At 72.8% G+C, this 22,727-nt stretch carries 23 protein-coding genes; 10 read left to right on the top strand and 13 right to left on the bottom strand.

From position 1 onward, the window contains the following. Positions 1 to 49 precede the first annotated feature (49 nt). The 5 genes from MKD51_RS12450 to MKD51_RS12470 all read left to right on the top strand — a co-directional run bounded on the left by MKD51_RS12450 (position 50) and on the right by MKD51_RS12470 (position 5,430). Positions 50 to 550: a sigma-70 family RNA polymerase sigma factor gene (locus tag MKD51_RS12450; RefSeq protein WP_240240619.1), complete on the top strand. Its 501-nt coding sequence runs from the start codon at positions 50 to 52 to the stop codon at positions 548 to 550. Beyond that, positions 547 to 1,320, top strand: coding sequence for a hypothetical protein (locus MKD51_RS12455; RefSeq protein WP_240240620.1), 774 nt, complete (start codon positions 547 to 549; stop codon positions 1,318 to 1,320). Before MKD51_RS12450 ends, MKD51_RS12455 begins: the two co-directional genes overlap by 4 nt. Before the next feature lie 149 nt (positions 1,321 to 1,469). Continuing rightward, positions 1,470 to 3,608, top strand: coding sequence for a TPM domain-containing protein (locus MKD51_RS12460; RefSeq protein WP_240240948.1), 2,139 nt, complete (start codon positions 1,470 to 1,472; stop codon positions 3,606 to 3,608). 134 nt (positions 3,609 to 3,742) lie between these two features. After that, positions 3,743 to 4,528, top strand: a complete 786-nt coding sequence (locus tag MKD51_RS12465) for a PspA/IM30 family protein (RefSeq protein WP_240240621.1) — start codon at positions 3,743 to 3,745, stop codon at positions 4,526 to 4,528. Positions 4,529 to 4,608: 80 nt separating this feature from the next. Next, the gene (locus tag MKD51_RS12470; RefSeq protein WP_240240622.1) at positions 4,609 to 5,430 is read left to right on the top strand and encodes a crotonase/enoyl-CoA hydratase family protein; all 822 of its coding nucleotides are present in this window, start codon (positions 4,609 to 4,611) and stop codon (positions 5,428 to 5,430) included. Positions 5,431 to 5,586: 156 nt separating this feature from the next. On the opposite strand, the gene MKD51_RS12475 is transcribed toward MKD51_RS12470, so the two are convergent. Next, the gene (locus MKD51_RS12475) at positions 5,587 to 6,849 is read right to left on the bottom strand and encodes a glycosyltransferase (protein WP_240240623.1); all 1,263 of its coding nucleotides are present in this window, start codon (positions 6,847 to 6,849) and stop codon (positions 5,587 to 5,589) included. A gap of 34 nt (positions 6,850 to 6,883) precedes the next feature. On the opposite strand from MKD51_RS12475, the gene MKD51_RS12480 reads away from it, so the two are divergent. Then, positions 6,884 to 7,342 carry a hypothetical protein gene (locus MKD51_RS12480; protein ID WP_240240624.1) on the top strand — a complete coding sequence of 153 codons (459 nt, stop codon included), beginning with the start codon at positions 6,884 to 6,886 and terminating at the stop codon, positions 7,340 to 7,342. A gap of 186 nt (positions 7,343 to 7,528) precedes the next feature. On the opposite strand, the gene MKD51_RS12485 is transcribed toward MKD51_RS12480, so the two are convergent. The 11 genes from MKD51_RS12485 to MKD51_RS12535 form a co-directional block, all read right to left on the bottom strand. Then, the gene (locus MKD51_RS12485; protein WP_240240625.1) at positions 7,529 to 8,986 is read right to left on the bottom strand and encodes an amidase; all 1,458 of its coding nucleotides are present in this window, start codon (positions 8,984 to 8,986) and stop codon (positions 7,529 to 7,531) included. Next, positions 8,983 to 9,408: a hypothetical protein gene (locus tag MKD51_RS12490; RefSeq protein ID WP_240240626.1), complete on the bottom strand. Its 426-nt coding sequence runs from the start codon at positions 9,406 to 9,408 to the stop codon at positions 8,983 to 8,985. The genes MKD51_RS12485 and MKD51_RS12490 overlap by 4 nt, the downstream gene beginning before the upstream one ends. 2 nt (positions 9,409 to 9,410) lie before the next feature. Then, the gene (locus MKD51_RS12495) at positions 9,411 to 10,406 is read right to left on the bottom strand and encodes a hypothetical protein (protein WP_240240627.1); all 996 of its coding nucleotides are present in this window, start codon (positions 10,404 to 10,406) and stop codon (positions 9,411 to 9,413) included. 54 nt (positions 10,407 to 10,460) lie between these two features. Beyond that, the gene (locus MKD51_RS12500; protein WP_240240628.1) at positions 10,461 to 10,892 is read right to left on the bottom strand and encodes a hypothetical protein; all 432 of its coding nucleotides are present in this window, start codon (positions 10,890 to 10,892) and stop codon (positions 10,461 to 10,463) included. 96 nt (positions 10,893 to 10,988) lie between these two features. Next, positions 10,989 to 11,576 (bottom strand): GNAT family N-acetyltransferase, encoded by a 588-nt coding sequence (locus MKD51_RS12505; RefSeq protein ID WP_240240629.1) that lies wholly within the window; start codon positions 11,574 to 11,576, stop codon positions 10,989 to 10,991. Between the two features lie 2 nt (positions 11,577 to 11,578). Next, complete coding sequence (locus MKD51_RS12510; protein ID WP_240240630.1) at positions 11,579 to 12,286, bottom strand: uracil-DNA glycosylase; 708 nt, start codon at positions 12,284 to 12,286, stop codon at positions 11,579 to 11,581. After that, positions 12,283 to 13,002: a Type 1 glutamine amidotransferase-like domain-containing protein gene (locus tag MKD51_RS12515; RefSeq protein ID WP_240240631.1), complete on the bottom strand. Its 720-nt coding sequence runs from the start codon at positions 13,000 to 13,002 to the stop codon at positions 12,283 to 12,285. Before MKD51_RS12515 ends, MKD51_RS12510 begins: the two co-directional genes overlap by 4 nt. 67 nt (positions 13,003 to 13,069) lie before the next feature. Continuing rightward, positions 13,070 to 14,419 (bottom strand): aspartate aminotransferase family protein, encoded by a 1,350-nt coding sequence (locus MKD51_RS12520; RefSeq protein ID WP_240240632.1) that lies wholly within the window; start codon positions 14,417 to 14,419, stop codon positions 13,070 to 13,072. A gap of 83 nt (positions 14,420 to 14,502) precedes the next feature. After that, on the bottom strand, positions 14,503 to 15,519 hold the full coding sequence (locus MKD51_RS12525) for a TIGR03842 family LLM class F420-dependent oxidoreductase (RefSeq protein WP_240240633.1): 1,017 nt from the start codon (positions 15,517 to 15,519) through the stop codon (positions 14,503 to 14,505). 14 nt (positions 15,520 to 15,533) lie between these two features. Beyond that, positions 15,534 to 16,970, bottom strand: coding sequence for a dihydropyrimidinase (hydA, locus tag MKD51_RS12530; RefSeq protein ID WP_240240634.1), 1,437 nt, complete (start codon positions 16,968 to 16,970; stop codon positions 15,534 to 15,536). A gap of 9 nt (positions 16,971 to 16,979) precedes the next feature. Continuing rightward, the gene (locus MKD51_RS12535) at positions 16,980 to 17,828 is read right to left on the bottom strand and encodes a nitrilase-related carbon-nitrogen hydrolase (protein ID WP_240240635.1); all 849 of its coding nucleotides are present in this window, start codon (positions 17,826 to 17,828) and stop codon (positions 16,980 to 16,982) included. A 184-nt stretch (positions 17,829 to 18,012) separates the two neighbouring features. Between MKD51_RS12535 and MKD51_RS12540 the strand changes: the two genes are divergently transcribed. The 4 genes from MKD51_RS12540 (at position 18,013) to cofD (ending at position 21,912) form a co-directional block, all read left to right on the top strand. After that, complete coding sequence (locus MKD51_RS12540; protein ID WP_240240636.1) at positions 18,013 to 19,038, top strand: ABC transporter substrate-binding protein; 1,026 nt, start codon at positions 18,013 to 18,015, stop codon at positions 19,036 to 19,038. Positions 19,039 to 19,136: 98 nt separating this feature from the next. Beyond that, positions 19,137 to 20,177: an iron chelate uptake ABC transporter family permease subunit gene (locus MKD51_RS12545; protein WP_240240637.1), complete on the top strand. Its 1,041-nt coding sequence runs from the start codon at positions 19,137 to 19,139 to the stop codon at positions 20,175 to 20,177. Continuing rightward, entirely contained in the window at positions 20,174 to 20,968 is a 795-nt protein-coding gene (locus MKD51_RS12550) for an ABC transporter ATP-binding protein (RefSeq protein WP_240240638.1), read from the top strand. Before MKD51_RS12545 ends, MKD51_RS12550 begins: the two co-directional genes overlap by 4 nt. Further along, on the top strand, positions 20,965 to 21,912 hold the full coding sequence (gene cofD / locus MKD51_RS12555) for a 2-phospho-L-lactate transferase (protein WP_240240639.1): 948 nt from the start codon (positions 20,965 to 20,967) through the stop codon (positions 21,910 to 21,912). The genes MKD51_RS12550 and cofD overlap by 4 nt, the downstream gene beginning before the upstream one ends. A gap of 202 nt (positions 21,913 to 22,114) precedes the next feature. On the opposite strand, the gene cofC is transcribed toward cofD, so the two are convergent. Beyond that, entirely contained in the window at positions 22,115 to 22,720 is a 606-nt protein-coding gene (gene cofC / locus MKD51_RS12560; protein WP_240240640.1) for a 2-phospho-L-lactate guanylyltransferase, read from the bottom strand. Positions 22,721 to 22,727: the final 7 nt, after the last annotated feature.

The raw sequence follows: 22,727 nt of genomic DNA on the forward strand, positions 1-22,727 counted from the left end.
CCAACGTTCGACTGCGTCCGTTCGTCTCAGAGAGCAGAGGGAGACTCGCGTGGCAGCCAGGTGGGAGCTGGTCGTGGCTGAGCTCGTCGCCGAGCGCGGCGAGGCGCTGGTGCGGTACGCGAGCCTCCTCTCGGGAGATGAGGAGGAGGCGCGAGACATGGTGCAGGACGCCCTGACATCGACGTTCGGCAGGCTGCGCAACGGCTTCGCGGTCGAGCAGGCGGAGGCCTACGTGCGCAGGGCGATCGCCAACCGCTTCCTCGATCGCGCCCGCCGCGGGCAGCGCTGGCGCCGCATCGCGCCGCTGGTGGGTGAGCGCGAGCGCGTCGACTCCGGTTCGACGCTGACGGGCGAGCGGCTCGACATGGCGGCGCGGCTGCAGCGGCTGAGTCCGCGCGAGCGCGCCTGCATCGTGCTGCGCTACGACGAGGACCGCACCGTCGATCAGATCGCCGCCGAGCTCGGCATCTCGGCGGGCGCCGTCAAGCGATACCTGTCGGATGCGCTCGGCAAGCTGCGCGGGATGCTGGAGCGGGAGGGGCTCGCGTGAGCGACGACGACGAGCTCCGCAGCCGGCTGCAGGGCATCCCCGGGCCGCGTGCCGGGCTGGATGCGGACGCCGTGATCGCGCGCGCGAAGCGCAGGCGACGACCGAAGACCATCGCGCTGTCGTCGGCGGCGACGATCGCGGGCGTGCTGATCGTGGGGCCGCTCGTGGTGCCGGGGCTGACGGCGTTCGAGCCCGCGAGCATGTCGGGCGTCTCGAGCGAGTCGGGCGCGGCGCCGGAGTCGTATCCGGATTCGGCTCCGGAGTCGGATGGCGATGGTGCCGAGAGCCCGGCGGCGACGGAGGAGGGCGGCCCCGTGGAGCAGACGGATGCGGGCGAGGGCGACCAGGGAGCGTCCGGCGAGGGCGGCGAGGGCGCGCCCGGCGGCACGAACGCGTGCACGCCGATGCCCGCCGGCAACGCGGGGCTGGCGCTGCGCTTCCTCGACGATCCGTCGGACGGCACCGCCGACCTCGGCATCACGAACCTGACCGACGCGCAGCTCGAGGTGCGGCTCGACGATGTCGGCAGCGTCGAGGTGACCGCCGAAGGACAGGTCGTCTCGGCCGGCTTCTGGCCCGGCCGCTGGGGCCGCAGCATCGTCGCGCCGACGCAGGAGGGCATCGTCACCGTCGACCTCGAGCCCCGGCAGGCCTGCGCGGTGGGCGCAGGTGAGCCGGTCGCCATCGCGCCGGTCGCGACCGTGCTGGTCGTGCGGAACGGCGAGGAGGACGCGACCGAGCTGGTGATCGTCGGCGACCCCTGGCGGTGAGGCGGCGACGTTCGCTGAGAGCGGCACGGATCCGGCCGATCTCCAAGGTTCGCGGCAATGTGCGCTGGCTAGACTCGCGCCAAGTCGGCACCCCGAGAGGCCGACGGCTGGGAGCGCAGATGCAGGTCCGGATCGTCCGCCCGTTGGCAGTGGTTGCACTTGGTGCCGCCGGATTGCTGGGGCTCTCGGCCGGCGCGCTGTCGAGCGATGCTCCGCCGACCGGCGCGCTGTCGACCAGCGTGCTCGGCACCGAGGCCCCCGTCGATCTGGGTGGCGAGGTGGTCGTCGACACCACCGGCGAGCACATCGACGACCTGGCCGGCGTGCAGGAGCGCATCGAGTCGAACAACGCCTCGGGCGACGCCGACCTCTACGCCGTCGTCGTCGACACCTTCGACGGCATGGACTACGGCCAGTGGGCGGTCGAGTCCGCGAACGCCTCCGGTGTGCCGAGCGACGGCATGCTGCTCGCGATCGCCATGGATGACGGCCAGTACGGCATCGCCGTCACCGACAGCTACCCCTACTCGCGCGGTGAAGCAGAGGCGCTCGCGCGCGACGTGCTGTCGTCCGAGCTCGCCAACGGCAACGTCGATGGCGCGCTCATGTCCTACAGCGACGCGCTCGCAAGCGGCGTCGGTCTGGGCGGCGAGGGCGGCTCAGGCACAGAGGTGAACGTCGACGGCTCGGCCGTCTGGCCCGTCGTGGCGCTCGTCGGCGGCGCGGCCGTCGTGGGCGGTGGCGGCTACTTCATCTACCGCGGCGCGAAGCGCTCGAAGGCGAAGCGCGAGCAGCGCGAGGTCACGCAGCAGCAGCAGCTCAGCCTCGACGAGCTCAAGCAGCGCGCCGACATCGCGCTCGTGCAGCTCGACGACACCGTGCAGCAGAGCGAGCAGGAGCTCGCCTTCGCGAACGCGCAGTTCGGCGAGGATGCGGTGCGTCCCTACCGCGAGGCGCTCGACAAGGCGAAGGGCGGGCTGACGGAGGCATTCGGCCTGCAGCAGCAGCTCGACGACGCCTTCCCCGACACCGACCAGGAGCGGCACGAGTGGTCGAGCCGCATCCTGCAGATCGCCGAGGGCGCGGGCAACGAGCTCGCGAGCCACGGCACGTCGTTCGAGCAGCTGCGCGACCTCGAGCAGAACGCGCCGCAGGTGCTCGAGTCGGTGGCGCAGTCGCGCGCAGCGCTCGACGGCCGCATCGCGAACGCGAAGCAGATCCTCGACCGACTCGACGACGTGCACTCGGGAGCCTCGATCGACCCGGTGCGCGAGAACATCGCCGGCGCCGAGCGCCAGCTGCCCAACATCGACCAGTCGATCACTGCGGGCAGGGCGGCTGTGCAGGCCTCGAACGGCGCAGAGGCCGCGCTGACCGTGCACGCTGCGGAAGCCGCACTCGCCCAGGCCGGCGGCCTGCTGGCGGCGGTCGAGCGCGCACAGGGAGATCTCGACAACTCCTCGCGGCAGCTTGCCGACCTCGTGCAGGACTCGGTCGGCGACATCGCGGCCGCGAAGACGCTCAAGAGCACCTCGACGACCGACCTCGCCCCGCTCATCCGCCACGTCGAGGAGCAGGTCGGCATCGCACAGCAGCGCCCCACCGACACGCTCACCGTGCTCGCCAACCTGCAGCGCGCCAACCAGCGCCTCGACGAGGCGACCGGTCAGGTGCGCGAGGCAGGCGCAGGGCTGCATCGCTCACAGGCGGGGCTCGAGCGCTGGCTCGCCTCCGCGCGCGCCAACATCGACCGCGCCGAGGACTTCATCGCCACCCGCCGCATCGGCGTCGGCCCGCACGCGCGCCAGCTGCTCGCGACCGCGCAGCAGGAGCTCGCGCAGGCGCTGCGCATGCAGCAGCAGGATCCGGGCCAGGCATCGCAGCTCGCGCAGGCGGCCTCGCAGCACGCCGAGCAGGCGATGCAGGATGCCTCCGGCGACATCGGCGGCTGGGGCGGTCAGGCACGCAACCCGTACTACCGGCGCGATCGCGATGACCGCGGCGACGGGGGCGATGGGATCGGCAACATGGTCACGGGCGGCCTGCTCGGCTACATCCTCGGCGACATGATGAACGGCGGCGGCCACGGCTCCTCCGGCGGCGGGTACTCCGACCCGTTCGCTGGCGGAGGCGACGGCGGCGGTGGCGGCGGCGGTCTCGGCGACCTCTTCTCCGGCGGCGGCGGCTCCTTCGGTGGAGGCGGCGGAGGCGGCGGCTTCTTCGGTGGCGGCGGCTTCGGCGGCGGCGGAGGAGGCTTCGGCGGCGGCGGAGGCAGCTTCGGCGACTGAGGCCGCACCACCGCACCACCGACGGCCGCACGACGGGACGACCTTGACGCATCCGACGACCTGAACGCAGACTCCCACCAACCGAACCAGCTCGACCCAGAGGCCGCTCCGGCGGCAACGCAGGAAGGAACACCATGTCCAAGCAGTCCATCCTCGGCCGCATCGCGCAGCTCGCGAAGGCCAACATCAACTCGCTCCTCGACCAGGCCGAGGACCCCCAGAAGATGCTCGACCAGATGGTTCGGGACTACACGAACTCCATCGCAGAGGCAGAGGCCGCCATCGCGCAGACGATCGGCAACCTGCGCCTGCAGGAGCAGGACTACCAGGAGGACGTGCGCGCCGCCGACGACTGGGGTCGCAAGGCGCTCGCCGCGTCGCAGCGCGCCGACGAGATGCGCGCCGCGGGCTCGCCCGATGCCGCGAAGTTCGACAACCTCGCCAAGATCGCCATCGGCAAGCAGATGCAGTCGGAGTCGGAGGCACGCACCGCTGAGCCGTCGATCCAGTCGCAGAACGAGGTCGTCAACAAGCTGAAGACCGGCCTCGACACCATGAAGGGCAAGCTCGACGAGCTGCGGTCGAAGCGCTCCGAGCTCATCGCGCGCTCGAAGGTCGCCGAGGCCCAGACGCAGGTGCACGACGCCGTGAAGTCGATCGACATCCTCGACCCCACGAGCGAGATCGGCCGCTTCGAGGAGAAGATCCGTCGCGAGGAGGCCAAGGTGATGGGCCAGCAGGAGCTCGCCGCCTCGAGCCTCGACGCGCAGTTCGAGGCGCTCGAGGATGTCGGTCACCAGACCGAGATCGAGGCGCGCCTGGCCGCGCTCAAGCACGACCAGAAGGCCGTCGGCGCCGGTTCGGCACCGGCCGCGCAGGGCGCGGGCGACGCCGTCGAGGCTGAGGTCGTCGACCGCTGAGGCACGCTTCTCGCTGACGCGTTTGGAGGGGGCGGACGAAGGTTCGCCCCCTCTTCGCGTGCCACCGTTAGGTTGGCGCTGTGCCAGACAACGACGCAGTCACGACGCCCGCCCAGACGCCCGCCCAGACGCCCCGAGTCGCCACCGAGCGCCGTGGCCACATCCTGCACATCGCCCTCGACCGGGTCGACAAGCGCAACGCCGCCGACGAGCGGATGCTGCAGGAGCTCGCGCTCGCCTACGGTGAGCTCGACCGCGACCCCGAGCTGCGCGTCGGCGTCGTGAGCGCCCGCGGCGACCACTTCACCGGCGGGCTCGACCTCGCCGACATCGCGCCGAAGCTCGCGACCGGCCGCCTGTCGCTCGTGCCCGACGGCGGCCTCGACCCGTGGGGACTGCAGACGCCGGCCGTCTCGAAGCCCGTCCTGCTCGCGGTGCAGGGAACCTGCTTCACGCTCGGCATCGAGCTCGCGCTCGCGAGCGACATCGTGGTGGCGGCCGAGACGACCGACTTCGGCCAGCTCGAGGTGGCGCGCGGCATCATGCCCTTCGGCGGCGCGACGGTGCGCTTCCCGCGGCTCGGCTGGGGCGACGCGATGCGGTGGATCCTGACGGGCGAGCGCTTCGGCGCCGCCGAGGCGCTGCGCATCGGGCTGGTGCAGGAGGTCGTGCCCGCAGGCGCCGAGCTCGAGCGCGCCTTCGCGCTCGCCGAGCAGATCGCCGCGCAGGCGCCGCTCGCGGTGCAGGCGACGCTCGCCGCGGCGCGCGCTGCGCTGCCGGAGACGACGGATGCGGTGGCAGGGCTGCTGCCCGCCGTGCAGCGACTCGCAGCGACGAACGACGCGCGGCGCTCCGCAGAGTCGTATCTGACGGGGAAGCCGGTGCCGTTCGAGGGCGACTAGGCCGGTTGCCTGTGCAGCGGAGCCTCGAAGCTGCCCTCTGATCGGCTTCGGTCTCGTGACGCGTCCGGGCTCCGCCCGGGCGCTCCTCGACCTGCGGACAGCGCCTCCGGGCTCCGTCCGGGCGCTCCTCGACCAGCGGTGGTGGGCGGGAGCCGGCTACACGGAGCGGCCGCGGACCGTCGCCCTGTAGACCGTCTCGAGCTCGTGCGCGACGTCCTGCCAGTCCCGCCGGCTCGCGGCCCGGCGGCCCGCCAGGCCGAGCTCGACCTGCAGGTCGTCGTCGTCCAGGATCGAGCCCACCGCATCCGCCCAGTCCATCGGGTCGCGGCCGTCGACCAGGATGCCCGTCTCGCCGTCGACAACCGACTCGACCAGCCCGCCCACGCGCGAGGCGACGACCGGGGTGCCGGTGGCGGCCGCCTCGAGCGGCACGAGGCCGAATGACTCGCTGCGGCTGGGCACGACCACGACGTCGGCCGCGTCGAGCAGCTGCGCGAGCGCATCGCGCTCGAGGCTACCGATGTGGCGAACGCGCCGCTCGACACCGAGCTCTCGTGCGAGGTCGTGGAGCGACTCGAGGAAGCGCTCGGAGCCCGGCGTGGCGTCCCCCGCGAGCACCAGCACCGCGCCAGGCAGGTGCTGCAGCATGCGCACCGCGAGGTCCTGCCCCTTGAGCGGCTGCACACGGCCGACGCAGACGACCAGGCCGTCCTCCTGCCGCACCCCGAGCCTGGCGCGCACCTCGAGGCGGGAGGCGAGCGGCGCAGGCTGGAACAGCTGGGTGTCGACCGCGGGCGGCACGAGCCAGACGCGCTCTGCGGGGGCACCGACCCCGTCGCACAGCACGTCGATCTCGGCGCGCGAGACCGCCGCGATCGCATCCACCTCGCCCGCGAGGTAGCGCTCGGTGAGCAGGCGTCGCTCCGGCTCCGGCCGGTCGTCAGCGCCGAGGCGGCGGTTCTTCTCCTCGGCGAGGGTGTGGAACGACTGCACGATCGGCATGCCGAGCGAGAGCGAGACCGGCAGAGCCGCGAGACCCGAGAGCCAGTAGTGGGCATGGATGACGTCGTAGGCCTCGTTCGCGGCGAGCGCGGCGCGCTCGAGCTGAGCGCCGAAGGCGTCTGCGAGGTTGGGCAGCTCGTGCTTGCGCACGATGCCGCCACCGGTCTCGAGGGCGTAGAGCATCACGCCGGGCGCGAGGGACTCAGCACGCGGCGCGGCCATCGATCTGGTGAAGATATCGACCTGGTTGCCGCGCGCTGCGAGCGCCATGGCGCTCTCGAGCACGAGCACATTGAGGCCGCCCGCGTCGCCCTTCCCGGGGCGGTCGGCTGGGGACGTGTGCATCGACACGACCGCGACCCGCAGCGGTGACTGCGAGGGCGCCTCGTCGGGATTGCCATAGGGCTCCGGGCGCATGCCTCCAGCGTATCCGCGCGCTATCGTCGGCCGCATGGCAGATTCACGACCCAGCCCCATCGCGGCCTTCGGCGCACGACTCGGATCGCTCGGCCGCACGGCCGGCGGGCCCACGTTCCGGGCGATCACGGCACCGCCGATCGCTCGCGGAGGCGCCGCGTTCGCGACCCAGGCCGCTCGGCTGTGGGGCCGGATGCTCGGCGGCAGCGAACGCCAGGTCGGCGAGCTGCACGTGATCACCGGGCTGCCGAAGTGGGCGTTCGGCCGCGGCGGCACGACGGTCGGCGCGACCTACCTGACCCACGCATCCGACGCTCCCGCCGTGCTCGAGCACGAGGACGTGCACCGGCAGCAGTGGCAGCGCTACGGGCTGTGGTTCATCCCGATGTACTTCGCGGCGGGCGTCGAGGCTACGAAGAACCGCTTCGAGATCGAGGCGGGGCTGGAGAAGGGCGGATACGTGCGGAAGGCGGGGAAGCGGGCGCCGCGCTGAGGCGTCTCGAGATGCGTGCGACCTGCGGTCGCGCGCTCCTCGACGAGCGGGAGGAGCTGAGGCGTCTCGAGATGCGTGCGACCTGCGGTCGCGCGCTCCTCGACGCGCGGGAGGAGCTGAGGCGTCTCGAGACGCGTGCGACCTGCGGTCCCGCGCTCCTCGACGAGCGAGTGGAGCGGGCGCGGGCTACGGCATGCGGTCGACGACGCGTTGCGTCCATGGCACGCGGCGCTCGAGCTGCCGGCCGATGGCGAGCAGCGTCGCTTCCTCGCCGGGGCGGCCGATGAGCTGCACGCCCATCGGCATTCCTTCTGCGGTCTGGTGCACGGGCAGCGTGATCGCCGGCAGCCCCGTCAGGTTCGCGAACGAGGTGTGCGGCGTGTGCAGCACCTGCGCGCGGAAGTCGGCCTCGCCGTCGTCGATCGGGTACCAGTCGAGCGGGCGAGGCGTGAGCGCCGTCGTCGGCGTGAGCACCGCGTCCCAGGGCGAGAACGCCGCGAGCACGCGCCGCTCGAACTCCGTCGCCCACAGCTGCGCGCGTGCGAGCCCGCCGGCGCTGAGCCCGTCGCTCGTCTCGATGATCCAGCGGGCGAGCGGCTCGAGCAGCGCACGATCCTCGCGCGGGATCGGAATGGTCGCCGCCCCGCCCCGCCACAGGTCGGTGAACGCCGCCGGGTAGCCGGCGACGCCCGCAACGCCCAGGTCACCGGCCGCATCCGGCAGCGCCACCTCGCCGATCTCGTGACCGAGGGCTCCGAGGGCCCGCACCGCCTCCTCGACGGCGGCGGTCGCCTCCGGTGCGATGCGGATGTCGTCGCTCGAGTCCCAGGGCGTGCCGCCCGTCATCACGGCGATGCGGAAGCGGCCTTCGCCGCGCATCGCGGCGGCGAGGAGGGAGCCCTCGTCATGCTCGGGGGCGCGGAGGCTGAGCGCATGCGCGGCCACGCCGTTCACACGGCCGATGAGCGCGTCGGTGAGGAGCGCGACGTCGATGACGGAACGCGCGATGGCGCCCGCCGTCGCGAGGCCGCCGACCACGCCGACGCCGCCCTGGGCGGGGATGCGGCCGCGCGTGGGCTTGAGGCCGACCAGGCCGCAGGTGGCTGCGGGGATGCGGATGGAGCCGCCGCCGTCGCTGCCGGGCGCGAAGGGCAGCAGGCCCTGCGCGACGGCGGCCGCCGCCCCGCCGGACGAGCCGCCGGCGTGGAGCTCCGGGTGGCCGGGCATGGTGGTCGCGCCGTGCAGCGCGGAGCGCGTGTAGCCGGCGAAGCCGAACTCGGGCGCCGCGGTGCGGCCGAGCACGACGCCGCCCCCGTCGTCGAGCACCTGCGCGAGGGGGTGTGTCTGCGCTGCGATCGTGCCGTCGAGCCAGCGGCTGCCCATGCTCGCGGGCTGGCCGGCGCGCGGCGTGAGGTCCTTGTCGGCGAAGGGCAGCCCGTGGATGATGCCGGTGCGATCCGCTGCCGCATCGGCGGCTCGAGCGCGCTCGAGCGCGAGCTCGGCGTCGACGTGCACGAAGGCGTTCGCCGCGTCGAGCCGCTCGACCCGGTCGAGCAGGTGCTCGGCGACCTGCGCGGCGCTCAGCTCGCGCGCGTGCAGCAGGCGCCACAGCTCGAGCGCGCCGATCTCGTGGATCTCGCTCAACCGAGGAACCGCCCGGCCCCGCGCTGCAGCCGCTTGCGCTCGGTGCGCTCGCGCATCTCGTCGCGCGTCGCGTAGTTCGTGAGCTCCTTGAAGGGGTCGCGGCCGACGAAGCGCGAGGGCTCGGCGACGATCGCGGCGACGGCCCGCTCGAGCTCCCAGTATTCGCCGATGCGCGTGCCCTGGCCGGGGTTCAGGTGCCGCAGGCGTGCGTCGAAGCGCACCTCGCCCTTGACCTCCACCTGGATCACGAAGCCGCGCGTGATGCCGGCGACCGACACCATCCAGAATCCCGGCCCCAGATCGGTGACGGCCGCGCTGACGTCGCTGGCCGCTGCCGCCGCCTGCGCGTCGGTGCGCTCGCGCTGCGATCGCCATTCGTCGAAGAAGTTCACGCCCTCCATGGTGCCACTGGAGACTGACACCGTCACCTGCTCGGCTCGCCGCCGGGGAGCGACCGCCGCGCCGGCGCCTCCTGCTCCCGCTGGCGCTCGACGATCGCGGCGAGCGTCGACGCGCCCGTCTGCGCGTCGTCGACGGTGACCGCGAAGCGCGAGCCATCGCGCGTCGTGACGACGATGCCCGGGCCCGCGCGCAGCACGATCGCGAGCCTCCCCGGTGTGCCGCGGTAGCCCCATCCACCCCACTCGAGCGGTGCGATCTGCATGGCCTCCACGACGCGGATGTGCTCGCTCGGCACCGTGCGGAGCGGGATGCCGAAGAGTGCGCTGCGCACGCGCATGCCCTCGCCGTCGACCTGGACGCGGATGCGCGAGAGCGCGACGAGGAAGCCGGCGGCGGCGAGCAGGATGACGCCGGCGGCGATGCCGATGGCCGCGCTGTCGGCGATCGGCAGCACGAGCATGAGCGCCACGGCGCCGACGGCCATCGCGATGCCGAGCCAGAGGAACACGGTGGCGCTCGCCTCGCCACGCCACGATGCCGCGTCGGTCGGAGTGAGCGGGATGGGCTCTGCGGGCCGGAGCGACGCGGGCTCGTCGCGCGGATGGACGAACCAGGGCACGAGCATGAGGGCGGCGGCGCCGGCGATCAGCAGCCACCACCACTCGAGCCGTGCGCCCTCCGCGGAGCCCGCCTCGGCGGTCGTGACAGCCGAGACGATCCAGGCCGCGGCGAGCACGCCGCTGACGGCCGCGAGCAGCGACAGCACCGTCGCGCGCGTGCCCGCCGCGATGCGGACGACGGCGAGCGCCAGGCCGACGAGCAGGATCGCGGTCGTGACGGCGAGGAGCGTGAGCGCCGTGGGCACCGTCGAGGAGAAGCCGTCGGCGACATCGGTGCTCGACCAGTGCGTCGCGACGGTCGGCGGCAGCCGCGGTGCGAGCATCGCCCAGCTGCCTGCGATCGCCAGCGGAGGCAGCGCCAGCACGAGCGCGGCGAGCCAGGTTCGGAGGCGATCCATGGGCCTATCCTCGCGGATCGGCGGATGTGGGCGCTGGATGGGTCGGCCGCAGCGTCACCGCGGTCGTGGCGGGCTCGCCGACGGCTCGGCATCGTGCCGCAGGCGCGCCGGTCGGAGGCCGGTCATGAGCGAGATGCAGCCGGTCGCGACCCCGAGCGCCGCGCCGACGGCCGCCATGCGTGGATCGAGCTGTGTGAGTGCGAACAGCAGCGCGGCCATCAGCACGACCCCGGCGAGACCGAACGGCGCCACCAGCAGCGGCCTGGCGCCCTGCTGCACGGCTCGGCGGCTGAAGATCACGGCGACGGCAGCGGGCACGCCGAGCGCCAGGCCGAGCAGCACGCCCGTGCGCAGGCCCGGCACGCCCGGTGCCATGGCGAGCCCGACGCCGATGCCCGCGACGACGCCGAGCGCGATCGCGATCGCTGCCGCCCACGCCGTCGGCACGACGTAGGCGATCGGCGCGCGGTGCTGAGCCTCGGCCATGGCGGCCTCTCCGCGGCGACGATCGTCGTCGCTGGGGCCAGCGTGCTCTCTCGGTTGAGCGTCCACAACCGCTCGGGCAGAACCCTGCGGCTACCCTCAGCGGCGCTTGCGCAGCGACAGCTGGAACAACAGGATCCCCAGCTCGCGCCCGAACTTCTCGCCCACGCGGCCCATCCGTCCGATCTCCTTGAAGCCGAGCCGCTCGTGCAGCCGCACCGAGGCATCCGCCCCCTGATCGGCGATCACCGCGATCACCTCGCGCACGCCGCGCTCGCGGATCTCGGTGATGAGCGCCTCCATCAGCGCACGGCCGAGTCCTCGCCCGCCGGCGGCCGGCCCGAGGTAGACCGACGACTCCACCGTGTGCCGGTAGGCCGCGCGCTGCTTCCACGGCTGGGCGTAGGCGTAGCCGAGGATCGAGCCGGTGTCGCTGACGGCGACCAGGAACGGCAGGTGCAGCTCGGTCGACTCCCGCAGCATCCGCCGCCACTGCGCGAGGGTCTTGGGCCGCTCGTCGAAGGTGACCGTGGAGTTGAGCACGTAGTGGCGGTAGATGTCGCGCACGGCGGGCAGGTCAAGAGCCGCAGCCGGCCTGATCGCGTAGGCGAAGTCGGGTTCGCGGTGCTCTGGCTCGCGCAGGTGCCGCGGCAGCCGGCGGCGGCCTGCGAGCCCGTCGGGCTCCACGCTCAGGCCTCCTCTGCCGGGATGCGCCAGTCGATCGGCGTCGCGCCCTGGCCTTCGAGCGCCGCGTTCGCGGCAGAGAACGGGCGAGAGCCGAAGAATCCGCGGTGGGCGCTCAGCGGCGAGGGGTGCGGTGAGCGGAGGATCGGCAGATCGCCGAGCAGCGGGGCGAGCGACTGCGCCTGCGCACCCCACAGGATCGCCACCAGCGGCGCGCGCGAGCCATCCGCGCGGCGGCGCGCGACGAGCGCCCTGATCGCCGCCTCCGTCACCTGCTCCCAGCCCCAGCCGCGATGCGAGGCCGGCGCGCCCGCCCCGACCGTGAGCACGCGGTTGAGCAGCAGCACGCCCTGGTCGCTCCACGCGCTCAGGTCGCCGTGCGGGGCTGGCTCGATGCCGAGATCGTCGTGCAGCTCGCGATAGATGTTCTGCAGCGAGCGCGGCAGCGGGCGCACATGCCGCTCGACCGCGAACGAGAGGCCGATCGGATGCCCGGGCGTCGGGTAGGGATCCTGGCCGACGATGAGCACCTTGACATCGGCCAGCGGCTGCGTGAAGGCGCGCAGCACGCGCTCCCCCGCCGGCAGGTACGGGCGACCGACGGCCGTCTCGGCGCGCAGCCGCTCGCCCAGGCCGTGCACGAGCCCCTCGACGTGCGCCAGCGCATCCGCCCAGCCCGGCTCCACGAGCTCGGCCAGCGGCTTGGCGCTCATGCCGAGAGGATCGCGACCGTGGTGCGGCCGCCCTCGTCGCCCGCGGCGTCGACCGTCCAGACGCTGCCCTCGCCCGCCACCTGCAGGCCGCCCACGCCGACGATGAGGGAGGTGCGCTCGTCGATCGCGACCACCCGGTCGGCCAGCTGCGCGTCGACGATCGCGACAGCGCGCGAGAGCGTGCCGTACTGCGCGCAGTGCACGTCGACGACGAGGTCGACGAGGCCGAGCCCCGCATCGAGCGTGACGTCGTCGAGACCCTCGCCGTTCGTCTCCGCCGTCACCGGCACGCCGCCGATGCGCCAACCGCCCAGCAGCGCGACGTCGCCGGCGATCATCGCGCCGGCCGAGAAGCCCGCGTAGGGGACGCCGGTCGAGACCAGCCCGCGAATCGTGTCGGCCGCCGGCATGATCGCCGCGTGATAGCCGGGGGTGAGGCCGCCGCCGATGAAGATGCCGTCGGCACTGCCGAGATCCGTGGGCAGCAGCGTGCGCTCTGCCGTGAGCTGCACGACGGTGACGGCGCCGGCGCCGAGCTTCGTGAGGTCATCTCGGTAGTCGGCGTGCCACGACTCGCCCTCGGCGGCATCCTTCGCCCAGAGGACCACGACGATCGTGGGCGGGCCACCGGCACGCTGCCGCGCCTCGTCGACGAAGCGCCCCGTCCAGCCCGACTCGTCCTCGGCCCATCCGCCGCCCAGCAGGTGAATGCTCATGCCGCAAGTCTGGCACCCTTCGACACGCTCGGCGCCTTCGGCGCGGAGTGCGCCGCGCTCAACCGGTTCAGCGGTGCGCCGTGAAGACCTCGTCGAGGATCTCGAGCCCACGGCGCGCATCCTCGTCGCTGATGACGAGCGGCGGCACGACGTGGATGCGGTTGTCGGCCGCGAAGGGCACGTAGCCGCGCTCGAGCAGCGCGCTCTTGAGCGAGGCGATGACGGATGCGTCGACCGGCTCGCGCGTGACGGGATCGGCGACGAGGTCGAGGGCCCAGAAGCAGCCGCGGCCGCGCACCTCGCCGATGATCGGGTGGCGCTCGGCCAGCGCCCGCAGGCCCGGACCGAGGATGTCCTCGCCCAGGTGCTTCGCGTGCTCGACGATGCCCTCCTCGGTCATCGCGTCGATCGAGGCGACGATCGAGGCCGCCGCCAGCGGGTGGCCCGAGTAGGTGAGACCGCCCGGGATGGCGCGCTCCTGGAAGGTCGCCAGGATCTCCGCGCTGATGATGATGCCGCCGACGGGCACATAGCCAGAGTTGGAGCCCTTCGCGAACGTGACGAGGTCGGGCTTCACACCATCGTGCTGGTGCGCGAACCAGTCGCCGGTGCGGCCGAAGCCCGCCATCACCTCGTCGAGGATGAGCACGATCCCGTGCTCATCGGCGAGCTCGCGCAGCCCCTGCAGGTAGCCGGCCGGCGGCAGCAGGATGCCCGCAGTGCCGGGCACCGACTCGACCAGGATGGCCGCGAAGGTCGACGGCCCCTCCGCCTCGATCACGCGTCGCGCGTGCTGCAGCGCTCGCTCGCTCTCCTGCTCCTCGGTCTCGCTCCAGAACTCCGAGCGATACAGGAACGGGCCGAAGCAGTGCACGTGGCCGGTGGAGAACTCGTTGCCGACGCGACGGGGGTCGCCGGTGGCGTTGATCGCGGCGCCGGTGTTGCCGTGGTACGAGCGGTAGTGCGAGAGCACCTTGGCCCGACCCGTGTGGACGCGGGCCATCCGGATCGCGTTCTCCACCGCATCCGCCCCACCGTTCGTGAAGAAGACGGCGGCCATGTCATCGATTTTCGACAGGATGCGCTCGGCCGCCTCGCCGCGCGTCAGATTCGTGGTGGCGGGCGCGATGGTGGCGAGCTCGGCCGCCTGCCGCTGGATGGCGGCGACGACCTTCGGGTGCGAGTGGCCGATGTTGGCGTTGACGAGCTGGCTCGAGAAGTCGAGGTACTCGCGGCCGTCGTAGTCCCACAGCCGCACACCCTCGCCGCGGGCGACCGTGAATGGGTTGGTGGTGCCGTGCTTCGACCACGAGTGGAGGATGAGGCGGTCGAGGGCGCGGGCGCGGTCGCCGTCGGCGGGGTCGAGGTCGGCGTCGGGGGCGGCGGCGTTGGGCTCGGCAGCGTGCAGATCGGTCATGGTCGGATGCTATCGAGCCTGGCTCGCTGGTCTCGTGACGGCAGCGGCCCTGCGGCCGCGGCCTCCTCGACCAGCAGACTGTGTCACGACCTCGCCCTCGCGTGCTCCTGCAGCGCCGGGATGATGCGCTCGCCGTACTGCCGCAGCGTCTCCTCCTTGTCGTCGTGCATGACGTAGGCGGCGAACTGGTCGACACCGAGCTCGCGCAGTCGGGTGAGCTTCTCGATGTGGTCGTCTGCGGTGCCCAGCACGCAGAAGCGATCGACGATCGCGTCGGGCACGAAGTCGACGTGGTCGTTCTCCACCCGGCCGTGCGAGTTGTAGTCGTAGCCTGAGCGCTGCTCGATGTAGGCGGCGAGGTCGGCGGGGATGGCCCCCTCGGAGCCATAGCGGGCCACGATGTCGGCCACGTGGTTGCCGACCATGCCGCCGAACCAGCGGGACTGGTCGCGCTGATGGGCGAGGTCGTCGCCGACGTAGGCAGGGCCGGCAACACAGATCGTGATCGACATGGGGTCGCGGCCGGCGTCGGAGGCGGCGCTGCGCACGTGGTCGATCATCCACTTCGTGATCTCAGGATCCGCCAGCTGCAGGATGAAGCCATCGCCGACCTCGCCGGCGAGCTGCAGCGCGCGCGGGCCGTAGGCGGCAACCCACACGGGCACCTCGGAGCCCTCCGACCACGGCAGCCGCAGCGTCACGCCGCCGACGTCGACCGCGCGGCTGGAGCCCAGCTCGCGGATCACGTGCACGGCCTCGCGCAGCTGCTTGAGCGTGGTGGGCTCGCCACCGCCGACGCGCACCGCCGAGTCACCGCGGCCGATGCCGCAGACCGTGCGGTTGCCGTACATCTCGTTCAGGGTGGCGAAGACGGATGCGGTGACCGACCAGTCGCGCGTCGCCGGGTTGGTCACGAACGGGCCGACCGTCACCCGCCGCGTGGCGGCGAGGATGGCCGAGTGGATGACGTAGGGCTCCTGCCACAGCACGTGGCTGTCGAAGGTCCACACGTGGCTGAACCCGTGCACCTCGGCCAGCTGCGCGAGCTGCACGGTGCGACTGGCGGGCGGGTTGGTCTGGAAGACGGCTCCGAAGTCCACGGTGTCCGGCTCCCCTACACCAGGTACTGGCTCAGGCCGCGCTTGACGAACGTGCCGTCCCCCGGTGAGCCCAGGTACGCATCCGCTTCGACGATCACGCGGCCGCGGCTCATCACCGTGTCGACGTGGCCGTCGATCTCGAAGCCCTCCCACGCCGAGTAGTCCATGTTCATGTGGTGCGTCTTCTCGAGCCCGATCGAGGTGTGCCCCTTCGGGTCGTACACGACGATGTCGGCGTCGGCACCGGGCTGGATGACGCCCTTCTTGCCGTAGAGGCCGAACATCCGCGCCGGCGTCGTCGCGGTGATCTCGACCCACCGCTCGGGTGTGATGTGGCCGTCGACGACGCCTTGGAAGAGCAGATCCATGCGGTGCTCGACCGAGCCGATGCCGTTCGGGATCTTCGAGAAGTCGCCGAGGCCGAGCTCCTTCTGATCCTTCATGCAGAAGGGGCAGTGGTCGGTCGAGACCATCTGGATGTCGTTGGTGCGCAGCGCCGTCCAGAGCTCGTCGCGGTGGTGCTCGTGCTTCGACCGCAGCGGCGTCGAGCACACCCACTTCGCGCCCTCGAAGCCGCCCCACTCTTCGCCGGTGGCGCCCAGCTGATCCTCGAGCGAGAGGTAGAGGTACTGCGGGCAGGTCTCGCCGAAGACGTTCTGGCCGCTGTCGCGGGCCGCGGCGATCTGCGCCACCGCCTGCTTGGCGCTCACGTGCACGACGTAGAGCGGGGCGCCCGTGAGGTTCGCGAGCATGATCGAGCGGTGCGTCGCCTCCTCCTCCATCTGCCAGGCGCGCGCGATCCCGTGGAAGTAGGGGTCGGTCTTGCCCTGCGCGAGCAGCTGCTGCGCCAGCACGTCGATCGCCGGCCCGTTCTCGGCGTGCATCATCGTCATCAGGCCGGTGTCGGCCGAGACCTGCATCGCCTTGAGCACCTGCGCGTCATCGGAGTAGAACACGCCCGGGTAGGCCATGAAGAGCTTGAAGCTCGACACGCCTTCGTCGGCGAGCCCGCGCATGGCCTTGAGGGACTCGTCGTTGACGTCGCCGATGATCTGGTGGAACGAGTAGTCGACCGCGCAGTTGCCCGCGGCCTTCTGGTGCCAGGCCGCCAGGCCGTCCTCGACCCGCTCGCCGTACTTCTGGATCGCGAAGTCGATGATCGTCGTCGTGCCGCCCCAGGCGGCCGCGCGCGTGCCCGTCTCGAAGGTGTCGCTCGCCTCCGTGCCGCCGAAGGGCATCTGCATGTGGGTGTGGGCGTCGATGCCTCCGGGGATGACGTACTTGCCCGTCGCATCCACCACGGTGTCGACCGAGCGCGCCAGGTCGACGCCGAGCAGCTCGCTGCCGGGGGCGAGCACCGCGCGGATGGTCTCGCCGTCGACGAGCACGTCGGCGAGCGAGCGGCCGGTGGCGGAGACGACGGTGCCTCCAGTGATGAGGGTGGTGGTCATCGCTGGCCCCTACGGCTTCGCGATCCGGGTGTACGAGTCGGGCCGGCGATCGCGGTAGAACTGCCAGTCGTCGCGCATCTGCTTGACGAGGTCGAGGTCGAGGTCGCGCACCAGCAGCTCCTCGTGCGTCTCGGAGCCGCGCTCGCCGACGAAGTTGCCGCGCGGGTCGATCACCTGGCTGGTGCCGTAGAAGTCGACCGCGAGCTCGCCGTACTCGTTGTCCTCACGGCCGACCCGGTTGGGCTGCAGCACGAAGTAGCCGTTCGCGACCGCCGCGGCGGGGCCTTCGACCTCCCACAGCCGGTTCGACAGCCCGGGCTTCGTGGCGTTGGGGTTGAAGACCATGTGGGCGCCGTTCAGGCCCAGCTCGCGCCAGCCCTCGGGGAAGTGCCGGTCGTAGCAGATGTAGAGGCCGACCTTGCCGACCGCCGTCTCGAAGACCGGGTAGCCGAGGTTGCCGGGACGGAAGTAGAACTTCTCCCAGAAGCGGTCGAGATGCGGCAGGTGATGCTTGCGGTAGGTGCCGAGGATCGAGCCGTCGGCATCGACGATCACGGCGGAGTTGTAGTAGACGCCGGTCTGCTCCTCCTCGTAGATCGGGAGGATCGTCACCATGCCGAGCTCCTTCGCGAGCGCCGCGAAGCGCTGCACGATCGGGCCATCTGCCGGCTCGGCGTAGTCGTAGTACCGCTTGTCCTGCGTGATGCCGAAGTAGGGCCCGTAGAAGAGCTCCTGGAAGCACATCACCTGCGCGCCCTGCGCTGCGGCCTCGCGCTGGAACGCCTCGTGGCGATCGAGCATCGAGGCCTTGTCGCCCGTCCAGGTGGTCTGCGAGATGGCTGCGCGCACCGTCGTCATGCTGTCTCCGACTTCGTCGTCTCGGCCCGGCAGTCGCCGGACGCCCAGTCAACCTCAGACGCCCGCTTTGCGATAGGGGCGCGGGGAACTGGGGCCGCACTAGACTTGTCGGTGCGCCGGGCATCACCTCCGCGCGCGAACCAGAAGTGCACGTTCGCGTCAGCCTGCCCAGGAGTCACCCCCGATGCCCGCATCCGGCCTCATCCCCGTCCGCCGTCTCATCGCCACGACCGCAGCGATCGGCATGCTCGCGCTCGCCGGCTGCTCGAGCGCGACGAGTCCCGGCGTGGGCGAACCAGCGACGGGCGGCGACGGGTCGGGCGCCGCCGAGTCAGCGGCCGCGATCGACGACTGCGGCGTCGCGGTGACCCCGCAGTCGCAGCCCGCCGAGCGCATCGTCGCCATCAAGTCGACGGCGGCCGAGCTCGTCGTGGCACTGGGACTGGGCGACGCGCTCGTCGCGACGGCGTTTCTCGACGGGCCGCTGGTCGGCGCCGACGGTGCAGCGCTCGAGGCACCGACGATCGAGGGGATGCCGTCGCGCGAGGCCGTGCTCGACCTCGACCCGGATGCGGTGGTGGCGGGCTGGGAGTCGACCTTCGCCCCCGAGGCGGTCGGCGACCGTGCGCAGCTGCAGGAGCTGGGCGTGCAGACGTGGGTCTCCCCCGCCGCCTGCTGGTCGACCGACGTGGCGCCGCTGACGTGGGATGCGCTGCTGGGCGAGTTCGAGCAGGCCGGCGCAGCGCTCGGCGTGCCGGAAGCCGGCGTGGAGCTCGCGACCGCGCAGCGCGCCGCGCTCGAGGCGATCGCTCCGGTCGAGCCGGCGGACGGCGGCGCGCCCACGGCGCTCTGGTACTCCTCCGGCGAGGACGCCCCCTATGTCGGCGCCGGCTCCGGCGCCCCGCAGCTGGTGCTCGACGCTGCCGGCCTCAGCAACGTCGCGGCCGACATCGACGAGACCTGGACGACCATGTCGTGGGAGGCGCTCGCGGCCAGCGAGCCGGAGGTGATCGTGCTCGTCGATGCGCCCTGGCACACCGCCGCGTCGAAGATCGACCGGCTGCAGGCGAATCCCGCCACCGCGCAGCTCGCTGCGGTGCAGGAGGAGCGCTTCGTGGTGGTGCCCTTCCCGATGGCTGAGGCCGGCGTCGGCACCGTCGAAGCCGCAGCGACGGTCGCCGACGAGGTGCGCGCGATGGAGCTGCGATGACCCCCACCTCCCCCATCCCGCCCACCCCCACCCCCACCCCCACCCCTCCCGGCACAGAGATGCGTGCATCGGCCGCTATGACGCCTCCGGAGCGGCCGATGTCCACATCTCTGCCGAGCGGCGACCTGCCGCGGGCACACCGCGCTCGCCGCTGGGCGCTGCCGGCGCTCGGCGCGCTGCTGCTCGCGGTCGCGCTCGCCGCTGTCTGCTTCGGCGCCGCGGGGATCGCGCCGGCCGACGCCTTGGCATCGCTCGCCGCCAGGCTCGGCATCGGCACCACACCGCTCGGCCGCATCGACGACGCGATCGTGGTCGACCTGCGGCTTCCCCGCGTGCTCGCCGCCTGCGCCGTCGGCGCTGGGCTCGCGATCGTGGGTGCCGTGATGCAGGCGCTCGTGCGGAACCCGCTCGCCGACCCCTATCTGCTCGGCGTCTCCTCCGGCGCATCCGTCGGCGCCGTGCTCGTGCTCATCGCCGGCCTCGGCGTGCTGCTGCCCGTCGCGGCGTTCGCCGGTGCGCTGCTGGCCTTGCTCGCGACGCTCGGGCTCGCCGGTGCCGCCGGCGGTGCGACGCCCACCCGCACCGTGCTCGCGGGCGTCGTGGTCGCATCCGCCGCCTCTGCCCTCGTCTCGCTCGTGATCTTCTGGCAGGCGGATGGCGACGCGTTCCGCGAGATCCTCGCGTGGCTGCTCGGCTCGCTCGCATCGATCGGCTGGCCGAGCGCCCTGATCGCGCTCGTCGGCGCCGCGCTCGCGCTGCCGCTGCTCGCCAGCGGCAGGATGCTCGACGCGCTCGCGCTCGGCGACAGCGCCGCCGGTGCGCTCGGCGTCGACGTCCGCCGCACCCGCTGGGTGCTGCTCGTCGCGTGCGCGCTCGTGACCGGCGTGCTCGTGTCAGTCTCCGGCGCGATCGGGTTCATCGGGCTCGTCGTGCCGCACGCGGTGCGGCTCGTCGTGGGCTCCGCGCACGCGCTGCTGCTGCCCGCCTCCGGGCTCGCGGGAGCGATCGTGCTGCTGGTGGCCGACACGGTGGCGCGCGCGGCCTTCGACCCGCGCGAGCTGCCGGTCGGCATCGTGACGGCGCTCATCGGCGCCCCGATCTTCGCGGCGCTCATGCTCACGGGGCGGGTGCGCACGTGAGCGGGCTGCAGATCGAGGGCCTCACGGTCGCGGTGCGCGGGCGGGCCCTCGTCGACGACGCCACCTGGAGCGCACCGGTCGGCCGGATCACGGCGCTCGTCGGCCCGAACGGCGCCGGCAAGTCGACGATGCTGCGCGCCATCGCCGGCGTCGTCCCCGAGCGCGCCACCCGCGCTGGCCGGGTGCTGCTGGGCGGCGAGCGGCTCGACACGCAGACCGCTCGCGTGCGTGCTCGTCGGGTCGCGCTGGTCGAGCAGCTGGCCGACTCGGTGCCGCAGCTGACCGCGCGCGAGGCCGTGCGCCTCGGCCGCACGCCCCACCACCGCATGCTCGGCTTCTCGCTCGGCGACGACGCGGTGGTCGAGGCGTCGCTCGCCGACGCCGGCGCCACCGAGCTCGCCGAGCGTCGCCTGGGCGAGCTCTCCGGTGGTGAGCTGCAGCGCGTGCACATCGCGCGGGCGCTCGCGCAGCAGTCCGACGCCGGCGCGGGCTCTGCGCTGCTGCTCGACGAGCCCACCAATCACCTCGACGTCGCCTGGCAGCTCGACCTGCTCGAGCTCGTGCGCCGCATCGCCGCAGACCGTCCCGTCGTGCTCACGGTGCACGACCTCGCCCTCGCCGCCACGCACGCCGACCGCGTCGTGCTGGTGGATGGCGGGCGGGTGATCGCCGAAGGGGCTGCGGATGCGGTGCTGACGGCCGAGCGCATCCGCTCGGTCTACGGCGTGGAGGCGTCGATCGACGCCGACCCCGCCGGGGTGGCCATCAGGTACAGGAGGCTGGGCTCATGAGGATCACCGTGCTGGCTGGTGGCGTGGGAGGCGCGCGCTTCGCGCTCGGGCTGCGCGAGGCGGCGCCGGATGCCGACATCTCGATCGTCGCCAACGTGGGCGATGACATGTGGCTCGCCGGCGTGAAGGTCTGCCCCGACCTCGACTCGCTCATGTACGCGCTCGCCGGCGTCGGCGACACCGAGCGCGGCTGGGGCAGGGCCGGCGAGAGCGAGCGCGTCGCGGCAGAGCTGACGGCCTACGGCGTCGGCTGGCCGTGGTTCACGCTCGGCGATCTCGACCTCGGCACCCACCTGGCCCGCACCGCGCTGCTGCGCGAGGGGGCGACGCTCACGGAGGCGACCGCGCGGCTGGCCTCCCGCTGGCAGCTGGGCGCCACCCTGCTGCCCGTCACCGACGACGAGGTGCCGACGCACGTGGTGACCGACGAGGGCGTGATCCACTTCGAGGAGTGGTGGGTGCGCACGCGCGCGACGGCACCCGTGCGGCGCTTCGTGCAGCACGGCGTCGAGCGCTCCCGCATCTCGCATGCTGCGCAGACGGCCATCGCCGAGGCCGATGTGGTGCTCATCGCGCCATCGAACCCCGTCGTCTCGATCGGCACGATCCTGGGCGTGCCGGGCGTGCGCGAGTCGCTGGAGGCGGCGACGGCACCCATCGTGGGCGTCTCCCCCATCATCGGCGGACGGGCCGTGCGCGGCATGGCGGCGACCTGCCTCGAGGCGATCGGGGTGCAGGCGGATGCGGCTGCGGTCGCCGCGCACTACGGCGCACGGTCGCGAGGCGGCCTGCTCGACGGCTGGCTCGTCGCCGAGGAGGACGCGGCGGGGCTGGCCGGGCTCCGCGAGCTCGGGCTGCGCGCAGCAGCGCGGCCGCTGCTGCTGACGCCGGGCGGCCCGGCGGCGCAGGTCGCGCGCGAGGCGCTCGCGCTCGCCAGCTCGTAGGTCGAGGAGCGCGCGAGCTCGTAGGTCGAGGAGCGCGCGGGCAGACGGCCCGCTCGCGTCACGAGACCGGAGCCGACCGCTGTTCCCTGCGGTCTCGTGACGGGTGCCGCCTGCGGCGGCGCCCTCCTCGACCTACGGGACTCCGGGCCTGCGGCGGCACCCCCCTCGACCTGCGGGGGCTCGGACATGGGACGGGGCCAGGTCAAGCCGCGAGCTGCGCGCCGCGCAGCACCGCCTGCGTGTGCTCGCCGACACCCAGGTCGATCGCGATGTGCAGGTCGGCCAGCTCGTCGACGTCGACCCGCAGCCCCGAGTCGGGCGCGACAGGCAGCTCGACGTGGCCCGCGAGCCGGTGCAGCTGCGCGGAGCCGGGCCCGAAGTGCGGCCGCAGCGCATCCGCCCGCCTCGCCGCCAGCAGCGTGGTGCCGGTGGCGATCGCGTCGGGCACGTAGGAGCGCTGCTCCCGCTCGGCGAGCTGCAGCGCAGACTCGAGCGCCTCGGGGGTCAGCGCGGGCAGGTCGCCGAGCATGACGGCGGTCGGTGCCCCGGCTGGCAGGGTCGCGATGCCGGCGTTGATCGCCGCGCGCAGGCCGGCCGCCGGGTCGTCGACGACCTCGATGCCGTCCAGGCCGCGCGTGACGTCGCCGTCGCAGGTGACGACGACGACGCGATCGATGGATGGGGTGGCGCGCGCGGCCGCGATGGCGTCGCGGGCGAAGGCCACGGCGAGCGCCGCACGGGCATCGCCCGCGTCGAGGCGCGACTTGCCGATCGACCCCTTGACGGGGATGACGATCGACCACTGCATGCGATCC

The organism is Agrococcus sp. ARC_14 (genome assembly GCF_022436485.1).
Taxonomy (GTDB): Bacteria; Actinomycetota; Actinomycetes; order Actinomycetales; family Microbacteriaceae; genus Agrococcus.